General features: G+C 39.8%; 12 protein-coding genes. 3 read left to right on the top strand and 9 right to left on the bottom strand.

Annotated elements, in window-relative coordinates; genetic code table 11:
• Nucleotides 1-28: 28 nt before the first annotated feature.
• Nucleotides 29-334: a helix-turn-helix transcriptional regulator gene (locus HC000_RS05715; protein ID WP_306287584.1), complete on the bottom strand. Its 306-nt coding sequence runs from the start codon at nt 332-334 to the stop codon at nt 29-31.
• Nucleotides 335-439: 105 nt separating this feature from the next.
• On the opposite strand from HC000_RS05715, the gene HC000_RS05710 reads away from it, so the two are divergent.
• On the top strand, nt 440-1,024 hold the full coding sequence (locus tag HC000_RS05710; RefSeq protein ID WP_179807167.1) for a hypothetical protein: 585 nt from the start codon (nt 440-442) through the stop codon (nt 1,022-1,024).
• Entirely contained in the window at nt 1,018-2,406 is a 1,389-nt protein-coding gene (locus tag HC000_RS05705) for a DEAD/DEAH box helicase family protein (RefSeq protein WP_179807166.1), read from the top strand. The genes HC000_RS05710 and HC000_RS05705 overlap by 7 nt, the downstream gene beginning before the upstream one ends.
• A gap of 216 nt (nt 2,407-2,622) precedes the next feature.
• On the opposite strand, the gene HC000_RS05700 is transcribed toward HC000_RS05705, so the two are convergent.
• From HC000_RS05700 to prlC, 8 genes are all read right to left on the bottom strand, one after another.
• Nucleotides 2,623-5,916, bottom strand: a complete 3,294-nt coding sequence (locus HC000_RS05700) for an EAL domain-containing protein (RefSeq protein WP_179807165.1) — start codon at nt 5,914-5,916, stop codon at nt 2,623-2,625.
• Between the two features lie 89 nt (nt 5,917-6,005).
• Nucleotides 6,006-7,559 (bottom strand): PAS domain-containing methyl-accepting chemotaxis protein, encoded by a 1,554-nt coding sequence (locus HC000_RS05695; protein ID WP_179807164.1) that lies wholly within the window; start codon nt 7,557-7,559, stop codon nt 6,006-6,008.
• Nucleotides 7,560-7,598: 39 nt separating this feature from the next.
• Entirely contained in the window at nt 7,599-8,192 is a 594-nt protein-coding gene (locus tag HC000_RS05690; protein WP_346010166.1) for an integrase, read from the bottom strand.
• Nucleotides 8,193-8,527: 335 nt separating this feature from the next.
• Nucleotides 8,528-9,529, bottom strand: coding sequence for a TniB family NTP-binding protein (locus HC000_RS05685; protein WP_179807163.1), 1,002 nt, complete (start codon nt 9,527-9,529; stop codon nt 8,528-8,530).
• Nucleotides 9,526-11,367: a Mu transposase C-terminal domain-containing protein gene (locus HC000_RS05680; RefSeq protein WP_179807162.1), complete on the bottom strand. Its 1,842-nt coding sequence runs from the start codon at nt 11,365-11,367 to the stop codon at nt 9,526-9,528. The genes HC000_RS05685 and HC000_RS05680 overlap by 4 nt, the downstream gene beginning before the upstream one ends.
• A complete protein-coding gene (locus tag HC000_RS05675; RefSeq protein WP_257025432.1) occupies nt 11,364-12,014 on the bottom strand; it encodes a TnsA endonuclease N-terminal domain-containing protein in 651 nt (216 codons plus the stop codon). Before HC000_RS05675 ends, HC000_RS05680 begins: the two co-directional genes overlap by 4 nt.
• Before the next feature lie 222 nt (nt 12,015-12,236).
• Entirely contained in the window at nt 12,237-12,995 is a 759-nt protein-coding gene (locus HC000_RS05670; RefSeq protein WP_089367660.1) for a class I SAM-dependent methyltransferase, read from the bottom strand.
• A 204-nt stretch (nt 12,996-13,199) separates the two neighbouring features.
• Nucleotides 13,200-15,251 carry an oligopeptidase A gene (gene prlC / locus HC000_RS05665; protein ID WP_011327072.1) on the bottom strand — a complete coding sequence of 684 codons (2,052 nt, stop codon included), beginning with the start codon at nt 15,249-15,251 and terminating at the stop codon, nt 13,200-13,202.
• Nucleotides 15,252-15,456: 205 nt separating this feature from the next.
• Here prlC and gorA point away from each other — a divergent pair, with 205 nt between their 5' ends.
• Nucleotides 15,457-16,818, top strand: coding sequence for a glutathione-disulfide reductase (gene gorA / locus HC000_RS05660; protein ID WP_011327071.1), 1,362 nt, complete (start codon nt 15,457-15,459; stop codon nt 16,816-16,818).
• The last annotated feature ends 129 nt before the right edge of the window (nt 16,819-16,947 follow it).

Genomic DNA, 16,947 nt, shown 5'->3' with positions numbered 1-16,947 from the left:
TGATTGGACCAGCTTAAATTAGAAGATACTATTCTGTTTCTAATAGTTGAATAAGCTTACGTTTACCTTCGTCATCTAGCTTTTCAATTAAACACGCCAGTGTTGCGCTTTCTTCTGATTCACAAAAAAAGTAATTTACGGGAACATTTAACTCGGTCGCTAGCTTTTTTAAAGTAGCTAAGTCGGGCATATGGCGACCTGTTTCGTAATGGTTCATTCTGCCACTGGCAGAGCTTGGGTCCATCCCCATTTTAATACCTAACTCTTTTTGGCTTATTTTCATTCGCTTTCGAGCCTCTTTAAGACGCTCTGTAAAAAAGGATTTAACCTGCACCGTTGCTTCATCTTGGTAACTCTTACATTTAAATGATTGTCTAGTTTTTACATGAGCATGTATACTTAGGAATCCTAAGTTTATGGTGAGTGGTAAAGTTTAGCAATGAGTAAGAAAGCGAATATGAATGTATTTTTACATTTTCTTTTGGTAATCAGACAGATGGATAACTTCACTGTAACGCAAGCGAAAGACGCTTTATTACATGAACAATCTGCATTTACCGATGCGGTAGAAACCCGAAAGTTTATATACCGTCAATTAACTCGTAATGTTGAAAAAGGACTATTAAAGCGAACCAATAAATTAAACAATGGAGTTAAAGAAGTTATTTACTCAAAAACGGAGTTATTTTTAAATTTAAAAATTGTGCCTAATTCTAGAGAAAGTAGAGCAAAAAAAATTTATATTCCTAACAATAACTCTACTAACGCCACAGCTGAAAATCTTGAAATTACTGAGTACCAAGAAGAGCTTAAAAAAGACTTACTAACATATGAAATTGATTTAAACACCGTGCTTGAAGAAGCTAAAGAGTACAAACGCCTTACTGCGCGTTACCCTAAACTACATGAACAATTGCAACTGCATCACACTCAGGCTAAGGAAAGATCGATTAAATTACTTGGCAAAATAAATGCTTTGCAGACTTTACTGGGTAATAAAACAACAGAAAAACAGCCATGTTAAGGGCTTGGCAAACAGCATGCTTATCGGTAGTTAAAAAACATTACTCTCAAAACCATAAACACTTTTTTTGTTTAGCTACACCAGGGGCTGGTAAAAGCGTATTGGCGGCAGAAGTTGCTGCTTATTTATTTGATACAAAGCAAATAGACTTTGTGATTTGTTTTTCACCCTCTAGTGAGGTTGCAAATGGCATTAGAAAGACGTTTGCTAAACGTTTAAATTGTAATTTTGACGGTGTTATTGGCTCAGTTGGTTGCTCGTATACTTATCAAAACATGCGCTTTTTTAATGACGACTACTGGAAACTATTAAGGAACAACCGCGTGTTAGTAGTGTTTGATGAAATACACCATTGCGCTGGTTCAAGCATTGAGGATGCCAATGTATGGGGGCAAGATATTGTTAAAAATATTCAACAGCAGGCTGCTTTCACGTTAGCTTTAACAGGCACACCTTGGCGCTCTGACCTTCTCCCTATCGCGCTGGCAACTTATAGCGACCCTGATAATAAAATTCAGTGCAATTACACTTACTCGCTGCAACAGGCGGTAAATGATGGCGTTTGCCGTAATCCTAAAATTGTTTTAATTGATAATGAAGAAATTTCGGTAACAACCACGAAACAGGAAACTAAAACCTATAACTCATTAAAGTCTTTGCTAAAAGAGCCATCGATTTCCTACCAAGATCTAATTAAGCACGAAGCTGTAATCAATTACATTGTTGCTCAAGGGGTAAATAAACTTGCCACTATTAGGCAGCAGAATAGCAATGCCGCAGGGTTAATTGTGGCCTCTTCTGTTGAACATGCAGAGCAAATAGTGATGGTTCTTACAGAGATTTTCCATCAATCAGCAACCATAGTTACTTACAAAGAAAGCGATGCTGGCGAGAGAATCAGTCATTTTCGCTTTAGCAACACACAATGGATTGTAAGCGTTGGAATGGTGTCGGAAGGAACTGACATACCTAGGCTGCAAGTGTGCTGCCATTTGAGTAGAGTTAAAACCGAGCTTTATTTTAGGCAGGTGCTTGGACGTATATTAAGAGTAAACAATTCCCCAAACCAAGAGGCTTGGCTATTCACCCTCGCCGAAGAAACACTAAGCACCTTTGCAAATAGAATCGACCAAGAGCTACCTAACACTTGCGTACTAATAAGAAATAACGCTATAGCAAATGAATATTTTGGAACAGAGACTCATAAAAAAGCAAACTACCCTCAGCCAGATAATCAGGTTAATACTGAGGTTGATGATTTATTATTTTCATGGGGCAAAAATGGAGTAAATCAGCTGCAAACAGAGCCTCAGGAAGCAAGCTTTTTACAGGCCTTTGGCGGGTTTAGAGAGCGGGTGATAGAGACGTTTTTAGTAAGTTAATTTGAAGTAATTCACATCAGTTCAGAGAGTTTTAATTGTTAGGCTTAGGTTTCATCTGGCAGGCCCCTATGAGCGAAAAGCGGGCTTTCGGCTCATATCTACCAAAAATCAGCAGTACTCTGAAAGCAGACGTTAATAATTACTTTCTTATATTATTCATAAAAGCGGGGCGTAAAACGCTAATCATCGTCACACAATTGCATTGATGTAACACACTTATAATTTTAGCTCTTCAAGTCTGCATGGCTTTCCAAAAAGGTATCCCTGATAAGTATTGCAGCCCATGCTCTTTAACAATGCTCGCTGATCCTCTGTCTCGACGCCTTCAGCGATTACTTGCAGATCCATTGAACTAGCTAAAGTTATAATAGCCTGAGCAATCGCCTTGTCATTACTACTGTTAATGATGTCCCGAACAAAACTCTGATCTATTTTTAACTGGTTTATAGGCAACTGTTTCAAATATGATAAAGATGAATAACCAGTACCAAAATCATCAATAGAAAACGTAACACCGCATTGCTGCAATTCTCGCATCTTAGCTTTAACATCTGGAATATTATTAGCCAAGAGTGATTCTGTTATTTCTAACTTTAGCAGTTGAGGATTAGCGCCTGAATTTTTCAATGAGTTGATTGCTTTCTGAACAAAATCATCTTTGCTAAATTGAACCACGCTAATATTAACCGCAACGCTCAGATTTTTCGTAACAGGTTGTTTAGCCCAATTGACTAAAGTCTCACACGCCTGTTGTAAAATCCAATCCCCAATAGGCACAATAAGACCCGTTTCTTCCGTTAGTGGAATAAACTGCGCCGGTGAAATCATCCCTTTTTCTGGATGAAACCAGCGTAAGAGGGCCTCAACACCGATAACCTGTCCATGCTGGTCAATCTGCTTTTGATAGAAAAGAGTAAATTGTCTTTGCTGTATTGCGTTATATAAGTCGTGGATCAAGGTCGCTCTTGAGCTAACTGCAACCTGCATCTTGGGATCAAAAAGCTGCACGGTATTGCGACCAGCCTCTTTAGCCTTATACATTGCCATGTCGGCTTGTTTTAATAAGTCCTCTTTTGAGACGCTTGTGCTATTAAACATTGTTACCCCGATGCTTGCGGAGCTATTGTACGTTAAACCCTCCAAGTCATATTCTTGCGTTAAGTGAGCCATGATTTTTTGCGCAAGTGATTCAGCCTGATTAGCAGCCGTTTCTTTATCATCACTTAAGTCTGATACTACGACAACAAACTCATCCCCCCCTAACCGTGACACCGTATCACCCTGCCTAACCGATTGAACCAAACGTGCGGCGACCTGGCATAACAATAAATCGCCTTTATTGTGACCAGCACTGTCGTTAAGATTTTTAAAATTATCTAAATCAAGAAACATTAAAGCCGCAAAATTGTTGGCGCGTGAACAATGTGTCATTGCCCCCTGTAATCGGTCTAATAACAACCGTCGATTTGGTAGTAATGTGAGTGGGTCATAAAATGCTAACTGATGTATTTCTTGCTCACGCTTTTTACGCTGAGTGATGTCCCGCACGATTCCAATGAAATTAGTTTCACCAGCCATCTTTACTTCAACAACACCCAGCTCAATAGGAAATGTTGTACCATTTTTGTGCAATGCATCAAGTTCACGAATACGACCGGTAATGTCACTGATACCCCGGTTAATATAATTTGATAAGTAACTATCGTGATGTTCACGATGCGGTGAGCCCATAAGCATACTGATATTTCTGCCTATAATTTCTTCATCAGAATAACCAAAAATTTCATTTGCAGCTTGATTAAATGTAAGTACCTTACCCTTGCTATCAATGGTAATAATACCATCAAGTAAGCTCTCGACAACAGCTTCCATCTGTTTTGATTTTTCGTTGAGTGAGCTTTCGGCCTGTATTTGGTCATTAATATCAAAGTGCGTACCCAGCATCCACTCAGCGTTACCATCATTTGTTCTTGTGGACACTCGCCCCCTGGTATTAATCCAAATCCATTCGCCGTTTTTATGTTTCATTCGAATATTGGCTTCGTATATCGGAATAAGACCGGCTGCATGTTTTTCGATTTGTACAGCACAATAGGCTAAATCATCGGGATGGGTCAGTCGCTCCCAGGTGTTTCTGCAAGTTGGCAGCAGTTCGGAAAGTTCGTAGCCCAACAATGACGCCCATTTATCATTAATTACTAACTCGCCATTTTGTAAATTAAGACGCCATGTGCCAATAGTATTGGCATCAATCACCGCTTTGAGTAAATTCTCACTATTGCGAATGAGTTCTTCATCCCGCTTCTCTTTCGTGATATCGGTCTGGATTGCAATAAAGCCACTAAGCTCGCCTTCTTCGTTTAGCAATGGATTACAGGCTATTCTCACCCAATATGATTGCTGCTCTTTTGAGTAATTGAGTACGTCAACATTGAAACTCTGCTGTAAAGACAGGGCCTCTCTCATTTCGTCAACAATTTCGGGGTCAGTGTCGGCTCCCTGCAATAGTTCACCTGGCTTTTTACCTAGCATATCTTCGATGCTATAACCAGTGATGCTAGTAAACGCCTCATTTATCCAGACAACAAAACCACGTATATCGGTTATCACTACGCCATTCGTTGTTTGCCTGGCAACTTCCGAAAGACGTCTGATGGCAGAGTGTGCAGCGGTTTGCTCAGTAGTATTGCGAATAATAATCAGAACTTCATTTTCATCAATTTTCTTATATCGCGCCTCAAAGGATTTATTCAATTTTTTAAAGGTGTAGTTGTGATGAATGACATTGCCGTTCTCAAAAGCCTGTTTAACATTATCCATCAGTTGATGACCTAACTCATTAGGCAATACATCAAGGATTTTCTGCCCTAAAATTTCATGTTGAGGCTTAAGCAAATCAGGATGGTCGTTACACACTGAAAAACGAAAGTTTCGGTCAATGACAAAAACCATATCTGGCAACGTTGCCATTATTGATGCCGTTCTTGTCATGCCAGCTGACAGTTTTTGTTGGAGCGTTTCCTGATCTAGTCTTGCAATCTCATACTCAACCATGTCAGCTAACTCACGTAATACTCGTTTTTCGCTTATCGTCAAATCACGAGGCTGTGGATCTATAAGGCATAATGTGCCAATAGGTTGCCCACCTGGCTCGCAAACCGGCGCTCCTGCATAAAAACGTATACGCGGCTCCTCGGTCACAAGCGGGTTAGCAGAGAAGCGGTCATCCTTTGTTGCGTCAGTAACGATAAAAATATCCGGGTGCAATATTGCATGCCCGCAAAAAGAAATATCACGGTCAGTCTGAAAAGCATCAAGCCCTACCTTAGATTTAAACCACTGCCTGTCAGCATCGACCAGCGAAATTAAGCACGTTTGGACATTAAAAATGAAAGCCGCCAGTCGGGTGATACGATCAAAGCGCTCTTCAGCAGGCGAGTCCAGTAACGCTGTGCGTTTTAATGCGAGTAAACGAACGGCTTCATCAGTAGGATAATCAGGTGCACTCAAAAGTCTCTCCAGTAGTGTTTTACTCAGTCGTAAATTACCAATAGTGCTTTAGAAAGATATTCTTAAACACTATGACCGTATTTATGAATTTATCGTTTAAACCGAACAACCAGCTCATGTAGTTCATCAGCTATTTTATTAAGATAAATAATGGTTTCTGATAATTTCATCGAGCTTTCAGAGCTCATATCGGCAAGCGTTGAAATATTTACTATTTGCCGGTTTATATCCTCAGCAACATGAGCTTGCTCTTCAACTGCGGCAGCCATTTGAATAGACATAGAAGCAATTTGACCAACAGACTCGCAAATGCCACTTAACATTTTACCACTCTCAATGACATGAGAAAGACCATCTTCTGCATCAGTCGCGCCAGCATCAGCGACGTTCACAGCATCACCTGCACGTTGCGTTAATTCGGTGATAATACCGTAGATGTCTTTAGTGGATTCTTGAGTTCGCAGGGCAAGATTTCTTACCTCATCTGCAACCACGGCAAAGCCTCGCCCTTGCTCACCTGCACGAGCAGCCTCAATAGCGGCATTTAAGGCAAGTAAGTTGGTTTGGTCTGCAATCTGTTCAATTATTTGCGCGGCACTGGCGATATGTGAGGTTTGTTCTGACACTCCGCGCACAGAACTGCCAATCTGCTCTACCGTTAGTTTTAGCTTTTGAATCGAGTCGCGGGTAACATTCGCCACCTTAGTGCCTTTTACTGCAAGTTGGTTAGCAGTGTCTGCCTGCGTAGCGGTATCACTGACATGCTTAGATACTTCGGCAATAGTAGTCGACATTTCATTCATCGCAGTAGCCACCTGAATGGTTTCTGCTTGCTGACTTTCAATATCTTTTCTGGTTTTATCCGTTAACTCTGCGCCTTTCTCAGATTCATTAGCGACAACAAGCGCGGCACTTTCGATGCGGGTAATCACTGTTCCTAAATGCGCAAACTGACTTAAAATTGCAACTTTAAGCTTACCTAAATCACCAGTTTCATCAGTATAACTTTTTACCGCCAGTTCATCTGAAAATGAATGACCAAGCATATCATTCAGCGCATTAAGAGTTTTCTTTCTGCTTAATGATACCCAAATAGCAAAAATAATTACTGAGGCTAGTAGTACACCCTCCGAAATTTCTTTGAAACCGAAGCCGAATAAACCCGCACACAGGGCTATCGATAATACCAAGAAAGCATTCTCAAGCGATATGGGTAAAGTAGAGCGACTACTTTTTCCTGCATTAATATCACGATAAAGTTTAGTCGCCCGCTCCACGTCTTGTCTTGAGGGGCAGGAGCGAACTGATTCATAGCCTATTATTCTGCCGCTCTGTGTTACAGGCGTCACATACGCATCAACCCAATAATAGTCGCCATTTTTACAGCGGTTTTTGACCAGGCCCATCCAAGGCTTTCCCGCTTTCAAATAGTGCCACATTTTTTTGTACGCCTCTGGCGGCATATCAGGGTGCCTGACCATATTATGAGGCTGGCCAATCAGCTCGTGCTTTTGAAAGCCACTCACTTCAACAAAGTCATCATTACACTCAAGAATAGTCCCTTCAGTATCAGTCACTGATATAAGTTTAGTTGTACTTCCGAAAGTTTTCTCTCTGTCAGTAACCGGCAAGTTTTTTCGCATTTAGTGCCTTATTTATTATCTATACAAAAAAACTATTAATTAGCTGAGTATAATATTAACAGTATTCTTTATAAATAATAATGTTAATATTATCAAGCTATATGTCGAGGTTTTAAGCAGACTCAAGCGCATCCTGCATATCGATACCAAGATAACGCACTGTGCTTTCGATTTTCTTATGATCGAGTAAAAGCTGAATGGCGCGTAAGTTTTGTCTCGCTTGTACAGAATAGAAACCTTAGTTCTGCGCATGCTGTGAGTGCCATACAAACTGCTTTCTAAACCGATGGATGACACCCATTTATGGACTATGCGATCATAAGCACGGGTGCCAAGATGAGGCACAGCGTGTTTTCGTGAAGGAAATAAATAATCATCATATTTTAAATTTGCGAGAGTAATCCATTCGAGCAATGACTGGCGGGTGTGAGCGATGATTTCAAACATTACTGGGGTGCCAGTTTTCTGCTGAACAATACTGGCTCTCGTTAAAATTTCACCAGCTCGCATGACATCTAACACTTTTAAAGCGGCTAAATCACAACCTCGAAGCTTTGAGTCAATGGCCAGATTGAACAATGCCAGCTCTTTAGTGTTATTGGCAATTTCAAGTCTGGCACGTATAGACCACACTTATTGCTGACGAAGTGGTTCTTTTTGGCCGATGATTTTTCCTTTATTCCAAGGTATGCGACGAGCCATGATTTTTATCTCAAAAAGATTGGGCTTATGAGGTTATCGACCCGCTTGTATGAAATTTAACCGCTATTATTAAAGATAATTTACTGACACGAAGATGAGCATGACGGCTATCCCTTGAAAGCCGTCATTAATGTTTGTTGAGAGGAGTGTCTGCAATTGGCACATATGCGACTATCAGACTTGATTGAACACACTAACCTAATCTGATAGTTGAAGTTAAGACTTATCCGTTTGAATCTCCTTAATAGACCTTAGGCTAGTACAGCTTACTTTAGTATTGCGAATTTACGACCTGTGAGCATATGTTCAGGATCTAATGCATTAGGGTTGTAAGATGAGCTTTTAATTACTTCATAAATAACAATATCTTTAGCATCTTGTTCAAAAGGGTTTTTTAACTCCAGTGACTCTTTGTCATTAAAAAAGTCGAACTTTTCATAAGCAGTAATAAAATGTTTATTTTCAAGATACTCGTTACAACTCAATGCTAATTTTAAAGCCTCCAACAGTAGATGTTTAAGAGCTCGATTCTCACCTCGACATGCAGCAAACAACGCTATTGTGGTATTTTTACTTTCAAGCTTAGGAGGCTCATCAAATGGCATTTTCTTAGCTAGCCCCATTAAATATTGACGAAAGTACTTACTATCATTTTTTAAGCTAAAGTATTCAAGTTTTCTTTTTCTAACTAAGCGAGAAGCCCATTGTGGTTCTTCAGCTATTGTTGCAGCCCAAGGCATACCAACCAGTACTATTGGCACTTTGGCTTCTTCACTAATAAACTTTAACCCATTTGCGATTTGTTGCCGCTCTTGTATGCTTTTAAACTCTATTAACTCCTGAAACTCATTAATGATGAGTAACTCAACTTGAGCTTTAATTAAGCTTTCTACAAGCTTTTTAGTAAGGTCTGTTTTGTAGCCTCGCTTTTGAATTTGACTACTTCCAAATAGCTCCAGATCTGCCAGCATTTGAATTAAAGTAGCATCTAAGCCTTTCCCCCTAGATATACGACTTATTAAGACTGGCATAGTGTTTCGGCTATAATTCTGTGTAGCTAGAACTCTTTTTTTGTAGTGATTAATGGTATGGCTTTTTCCTACGCCTGTATCACCAATTAATAGCATACACTGTTGGTCTGACTGAAATTTACGGTTTAATCTTAATTCATCAAAGTCATTAAAAATTGTTTTAATTTGAGTATGCATAACGATGCAATCGCTAAAGTTGCGCAACTGTCCGATCTGTAATTCTGTTAAGGCATTCATTCAAATGCCTCTAAGTCATCATCCCAATCATCAAAAATATCGTTACTTATATTTTTTTGCACAGGGGCTGCACTTTTTTCAGAAACCTTAATAGTGCCCGTTCCTGTATTACTTACATCGGCTATTTGAGCCTGTTTTTTGACAGTTGTTATTTTTGCTTTAGTTTTTGATTCAATGAAAGCTTCTTGCTCTTGTTTTACTCGCTCATGAATAGCCATGCGAGCTTTAGCTAAGCCCAGACTATCTTTAGATTCCCTAATCATTTCTCTATTAATTTTTTTTATTGTTTTATGCTCATAGATACTTAAACCATCCGTATAGCCGGTAGGGTCTGTACACGGTACTTCTAGGTAGCTTTCCAGCTCTTCTAAATAAACATAAATTTTTGAAATGTCATCAGGGTCGACTTTAATCAGTTTTTTTACAGTTTCTTTTGTTTGCGGATAATGTTTACGATAATCAGCCAAAGCTGTTGAGTCATACATTAATTCTTGATATTTAAACCCATTTCTCGTTAAAGTTCTTGAGTCTGAGATGCGCATTAACATATCAAAGCGCACTTCATCTTCTTCACTCATAGTTAAAGGGGGGTATGCATCAAACCCTTGTTGCCAACGTTTAATTGGGATTCGAGTTTCACGTGAATTACTATCTTGATGATATACATCCACGATCCACCGGTGAAATTCTTCAACAAAAGTTGAGAAGCGCATAATTGCATCTTTCTCAGGTTTATATTCTTCTTTTTCTAAAATATTTGAAAATGTCTTCCCTGGTAATTCAGGTAAGAAATATTCATTAATCACCCCAAAAAAACGCTCTATAAAGGGTTTTAACCAAGGCTTGCGTACAGGGTTATATTGGATATTTACTCCTGCTGACTGACAAGCATGCTCTAGGTTTTTAGACCAAAACTCAGCACCATTATCTACAACTAAATTTTCAAATTTACCAAAGCAAGGCCAATCATTTTGTAGTTCTATATTCAGAGCATCAAGAGACTTTGGCTTAATCGCATGAGTAATAGCCTTAGCCGCAGATACATATGAAGGAGATTTATAGCTAAGATGAAAACCAAGAACACAGCCACTAAATACATCAATAAGTAATGTTAGGTAAGGTCTTCCTATAGGGATAAGTAACTCATCATCAAGTAGGATTAAATCAAGTGGTGTATGATCAATCTCTACACGCTCTAATATTCTTGTAGGGGGTACGTGCGCAGCGCAGTAAGCAAACCATTGATCTGCTTTAAATTTACCATGCCTTGCGACCGCTACTGCATATGGGGGTATTGCTTTGATTCTTTTATTAAAGGCATTGTAGGATATTATTGGAATCTTGCCTTCAACAATACTCTCATTTTCAATAACAATAAGGTCTTTATAGTACTGATATGCAGTTGCTACAGTAGGTCTTTTAGCATCTAAAAATCGTTCTAATGCTTTATCAAAAAACTTATCATCCCCTTCTATACGGTTGGTTCTGTTTCCCATTTTATGGTTTTTATCAGCAAGGGAGGCAATATCACCGTTGCTTTCGATGTATTTTTTACGCCAACGAGCAACAGTTCGCCAATTTGGCTGAACTTCGTCACTCCCTTTAAAAAGCTCATCTAAAATAGGATCTAAATTTCGTTGGGTCCACCCACGTGAAAGTTTTTTATCTATAGAACTAATTAGCTTATACCTTTGTAGCGCTTGGTTTTTAAAGGTATCTGGAAAGGTATCCAAATCACGCTTGATTAAGTTGGCATCATCTAATTTGACATATTGTTTGGGTGTTTGTGGCTTTAATGGAGTTAGTGATCCATCAAACTCATTAAAAAAGTCAGTCATAGTCTAGCCCATAAAGTTGGATTATTAGTTAAATTATCATGCCCTAGGTCAGCTTCAATCAGCCCTTTATGCATTAGCCCAAAGACGAAGGATCGTGTTTCACCAATAGGTAAACCAACCTGAGAGCTTATATCATTTAGCTTAATAGCCCCTGACTTATGAATGAAACTGAGCAACTCATTTTGAATGCTACTTATACCGTAAACACCTGAATATCGGTGTAATAATTTTAAGTTGTTTAATATTGGGTTTACCCTAATTTGCCTATCAGTCACGAGGATAAGATCAATTCCCATTTTTAATGATGCAGCCCTTTTGGCAGCAAACTTTGCTCTAAATAATGGAGAAGTGATTTTTGAGTAGGGTTTATATTCGTGGTATTTTTGGGTTTTATCTGTATATGAAATAAGTGTATCTGGTGTGTAAGGTAAGGTTTTACCCATAAACTCATATTTAAAGCCTTCAGGCTGACTTCCAAAGCTCTCTATCAAGTCGTTATATTCATGATGAAAACATACATCAAACTCTAATGTACTTTCACACATAATTACATTACTAACTTTAGTACTAGCAAATTTGAATACATTTTTATTCGGAGAAGGCTTTCTTAAGTTACGTATATACATGAGTAAAATAACCATTTTCATTAATTTAGTACGCATATTATACAAACAAAAATAACTATGTCACTCTATGGTTAAATAAAATAACAAGCAATTGATTATACTCAATTTAATTTTTAAACCTCACTTTTAAATGGGTTTTTATGTCAAAGTATGGTTTAATTATGTCACAGTATGGTTGTATTATGACAAGCTATGGTTTCAGCGACAAAAAAGTAGAAATTTGATAATGCATTAGAATAATATTTATTTATTCATCGCAGCTTTTACATATACGTCGAAGCGGTTTTTTTTCGTTTTAATTTGCATGCTAGGAGTTTTATCGTTTAAAAACGGGGCATAGTCGGGGCGCTTTACTACCACGCGCTTACTGGCAAGTGGGTAGGCAAATTCGAGTAAATCGTCGGCGTCGGTGTCGGCGCCTACTAAGTCTTGAAATACGCGCATTTCTTTTTTAACTAAGGCTGATTTTTCGCGATGCGGAAACATAGGATCTAAGTAAACTACATCTGGCATGCTTTCGCATTGAGCAAGTAAGGTATGGCTTGAGCCAAATATGAGGCTCATGTTTTGCTGCATCCACGGACCAATTTCAATGTCGTTGTATGCGCGCTGCAGACCATCGTATAAAAGTGCTGCAACTACGGGGTGGCGTTCGTGCAATATAACTTTACAACCAAGCGACGCTAATACAAAACCATCACGTCCTAGCCCTGCTGTAGCGTCGAGAACTACCGGAGTAGCCCCTTTATTTAAGCCTACTGCTTTGGCAATTGCTTGGCCTTTACCGCCGCCAAACTTTCGTCTGTGCGCTGCAGCGCCCGTAACAAAGTCAACGCTTATTGCGCCTAGTTTAGGCTCATCGGTTTTATATAAGCTCAGGCCTGTATCATCGTAATGCAGGCTAAAGCCACTGCTTTGATCTGCCCAATGGGCTAAGCCAAAACGTGTTTCTAACTCATTTAAATAAGGACGGCATTCTTTAAAGGCACACTTAATAACCACTCTACACTCCGACGATAAAATACTTTTTCAGTATATCAAGCGCCTTAGTTTAAAGCATTAAATTAGCAATGAAAGGAAAACAATAGTCTTGAATTTGAGAGTAATTAAAGTTCAAATGCTGTAAAAAAGCGCTCAGTTTTGCAATGAAAACTGAGCGCCATGTGCTTGTGTGTAGCTCAAAGTATATAGAGTTAACTTTATACTTTAGGCAGCAATACCGCTGTGGCGAAGAAGTGCGTCAACATTTGGCTCGCGGCCACGGAAGTTTTTAAATAATTCCATTGGCTCTTCGCTGCCGCCTTTTTCTAGGATGTGCTGCATAAATGCTCGCCCTGTTTCTGGGTTAAAAATGCCCTCTTCTTCAAATTTAGAATAAGCATCGGCAGAGAGTACTTCTGCCCATTTATACGAGTAATAACCTGCGCTATAACCACCGGCAAAAATATGGCTAAAGCCATGCTGAAAGCGGTTAAATTCTGGCGCTTTAATCACCGAGGTACGGCTACGAACGTCGTTAAGCACAGCTTGAATATTACATGGCTCACCGGCTACGTAGTCGTTATGTATTTTAAAGTCGAATAACGAAAACTCTAACTGACGCAGCATTTGCATGCCCGAGTTATAGTTTTTAGCCGCTAGTAACTTATCTAGTAGCTCTTTTGGTAGTGGCTCGCCGGTTTCGTAATGCCCTGAAATAAAGCTAAGTGCTTGCTCTTCGTAGCACCAGTTTTCTAAAAACTGACTTGGTAGCTCTACCGCATCCCATGCAACGCCGTTAATGCCTGCAACAGGAGCTGCATCTACCTGAGTTAGCATATGATGAATACCATGGCCAAACTCATGGAATAAAGTAGTTACTTCGTTATGAGTAAACAAGGCCGGCTTATCGCCTATTGCTTTGTTAAAGTTACAAACTAAATACGCCACTGGTGTTTGCAATTCGCCGCTAGCGCGTACTTTACGCCCCATACAGTCGTCCATCCATGCGCCACCGCGTTTATGATCGCGAGCATATAAGTCGAGATAAAAACGGCCACGTAGCGTATTACTGCTGTCGTATATTTCAAAAAAGCGTACATCTTTGTGGTAGCTGTCAAAATCACTGACTTCTTTTACACTAATGCCAAATAAACGGTTAACTGTTTCAAACAAACCACTTAATACTTTATTAGCTGGAAAATACGGGCGGAGTACTTCGTCTGAAATGGCGTATTTGTCTTGCTTAAGCTTTTCGCCGTAATAACCAAAATCCCACGCTGCTAGTTCGGTAATACCGTGTTTTTGCTCTGCGTAGGCTTGTAGCTCTGCAAGTTCTTGCTCTGCTTGTGGTTTTGATTTAGCCGCTAGGTCTTCTAAAAATGAGAATACTTGTGCAGGCGTCTCAGCCATTTTAGTGGCAAGTGACTTTTCAGCGTAGCTATTAAAGCCAAGCAGCTGTGCTAGTTCATGACGTAGCGCTAGCTCTTCGCTCATAATTGCTGAGTTATCAAATTCACCCGCATTAGGGCCTTGATCAGACGCACGTGTAGAAAACGCTGTGTATGTTTCTTCGCGTAATTCGCGATTATCGGCGTAGGTCATAATAGGTAAGTACGATGGAAAATCGAGCGTAAATACCCAGCCGTCTAATTCTTTACTTTTTGCGGTATCGGCAGCTAAAGCCAACGCCGACTCTGGTAAACCAGCCAGTTCACTTTCATCGGTAATGTGTTTATGCCAAGCCAATGTGGCATCCATAACATTGTTGCCAAATTTAGAGGCCAGCTCTGATAAACGCGCGCTAATTTCGCCATAACGTTTTTGCTGCGCGGGCTCTAGTGCAATACCCGATAATTTAAAATCGCGTAATGCATTAGTAATCGACTTTTGCTGAGCGGTAGTGAGGGTTTTAAATTCATCACTGTTATATAACGCGTTGTAAGCTGCAAACAAACCTTGATGCTGCCCTACAAAAGTTGAGTACTCAGAAATAAGTGGTAAACATTGCTCGTATTGCTCACGTAGTTCGTCGTTATTCATTACTGAGTTTAAATGCGATACCGGCGAAAACATCCGTGATAATTTATCATCGGCTTCTTCTAGTGGCAGTACTAAATCGTTCCAAGTGTATGATTTTTTAGCAAGCACATCTTCAATGGCTTGGCGGCACTGCTCAATCCCGTGCTTTAGTGCTGGCACTACGTGCTCTGGCTTTATTTTTGAAAATGGCGGTAAGCCTTCAAGCCCAATTAATGGGTTAGTGTTTGCATTGGTCATATTTATCTCAAATTTGTGCATTATAAGCATTAAAGTTGGGGCAAAGTGACTAAATACAAGAGCATTTAAGCTTATGCTGATCGCAATAAGATCTTTTTCGTTTATACAGGGTGTATGGTAATTTTACCTATGCTGATTAAGTGATTTGCCTTGAGCATATGCTATCATCGGCACAATACAGTTAAATAAACTTTGAGGATTAAACATGGCTCAGCATTTTGATTATATTGCAATTGGCGGTGGTAGCGGCGGTATTGCGTCGGCAAACCGTGCGGCAATGCGTGGCGCTAAAGTAGCACTTATTGAAGCAAAACATATGGGTGGCACATGTGTAAACGTAGGGTGTGTGCCTAAAAAAGTAATGTGGCATGGTGCTCAAGTTGCTGAAGCAATTAATTTATATGCGCCTGATTACGGCTTTAATGTTGAAGTAAAAGGTTTTGATTGGGGCAAATTAGTAGAAAGCCGCGAAGCCTACATTGGCCGAATCCATAAAGGTTACGATAATGGCCTTGCAAACAACGGCGTTACCGTAATTAAAGGTTTTGCTAAATTTGTAGATAATAAAACAGTTGAAGTAGATGGTGAGCATTATACTGCTGATCATATTTTAATTGCTGTTGGCGGTCGTCCAAGCATTCCAAACATTGAAGGTGCTGAGCACGGCATTGACTCTAATGGCTTTTTTGAGCTTAAAGAGCAACCTAAACGCGTTGCTGTTATTGGCGCAGGTTACATTGCTGTAGAGCTTGCAGGCGTACTACATAGCTTGGGCACTGACACGCATTTATTTGTGCGTAAACACGCACCACTGCGTAACTTTGACCCATATATAATCGATACGCTAGTTGAAGTAATGGCAAAAGAAGGCCCTACGCTGCATACCGAATCTGTACCACATAAATTGGTTAAAGAAGACGACGGCTCAGTAACCTTGCATTTAGATAATGGTAAAAGCCATAACGTAGACCAAGTAATTTGGGCTATTGGCCGCGAGCCAACCACAAATGCAATTAATATTGCTGCAGCAGGCGTAGAAGTTAACAGCAAAGGTTTTGTTAAAGTAGACGAGTACCAAAATACCACAGCTAAAAACGTATACGCTGTGGGCGACATTATCGAAAACGGCATTGAGCTTACCCCAGTAGCAGTTAAAGCTGGGCGTACTTTATCTGAGCGCTTATTTAATAAAGAACTGCCAGATGATTTAAAAATGGATTACAGCTTAGTTCCTACAGTAGTATTTAGTCACCCACCCATTGGTACTATTGGCTTAACAGAGCAAGAAGCTATATCGCAATACGGTGCAGAAAACGTAAAAGTATACCAATCAGCTTTTGCCGCTATGTATACCGCGGTTACGCAACATCGCCAACCTTGTAAAATGAAGCTAGTGTGCGCAGGTCCAGATGAAAAAGTGGTCGGCTTACATGGTATAGGTTTTGCTGTAGACGAAATGATTCAAGGTTTTGCTGTCGCCATGAAAATGGGCGCTACTAAAGCTGACTTTGATGCTGTGGTTGCTATACACCCGACTGGCTCGGAAGAATTTGTAACAATGCGCTAAGTATCGACTTTAAACTACAAAAGGCCTTTACTATTTATTTAGTAAGGGCTTTTTTATCATTTGAGCCGAAAAACTCCGTCCTTTAGGTCGGGGATGTAAGGTTTTAGCGCAACGCGCTAACAATAGAGC

It is taken from the genome of Pseudoalteromonas sp. MIP2626 (genome assembly GCF_013414205.1).
Taxonomy (GTDB): Bacteria; Pseudomonadota; Gammaproteobacteria; order Enterobacterales; family Alteromonadaceae; genus Pseudoalteromonas; species Pseudoalteromonas nigrifaciens.
This window is presented reverse-complemented; position numbering and strand designations above follow the sequence as displayed.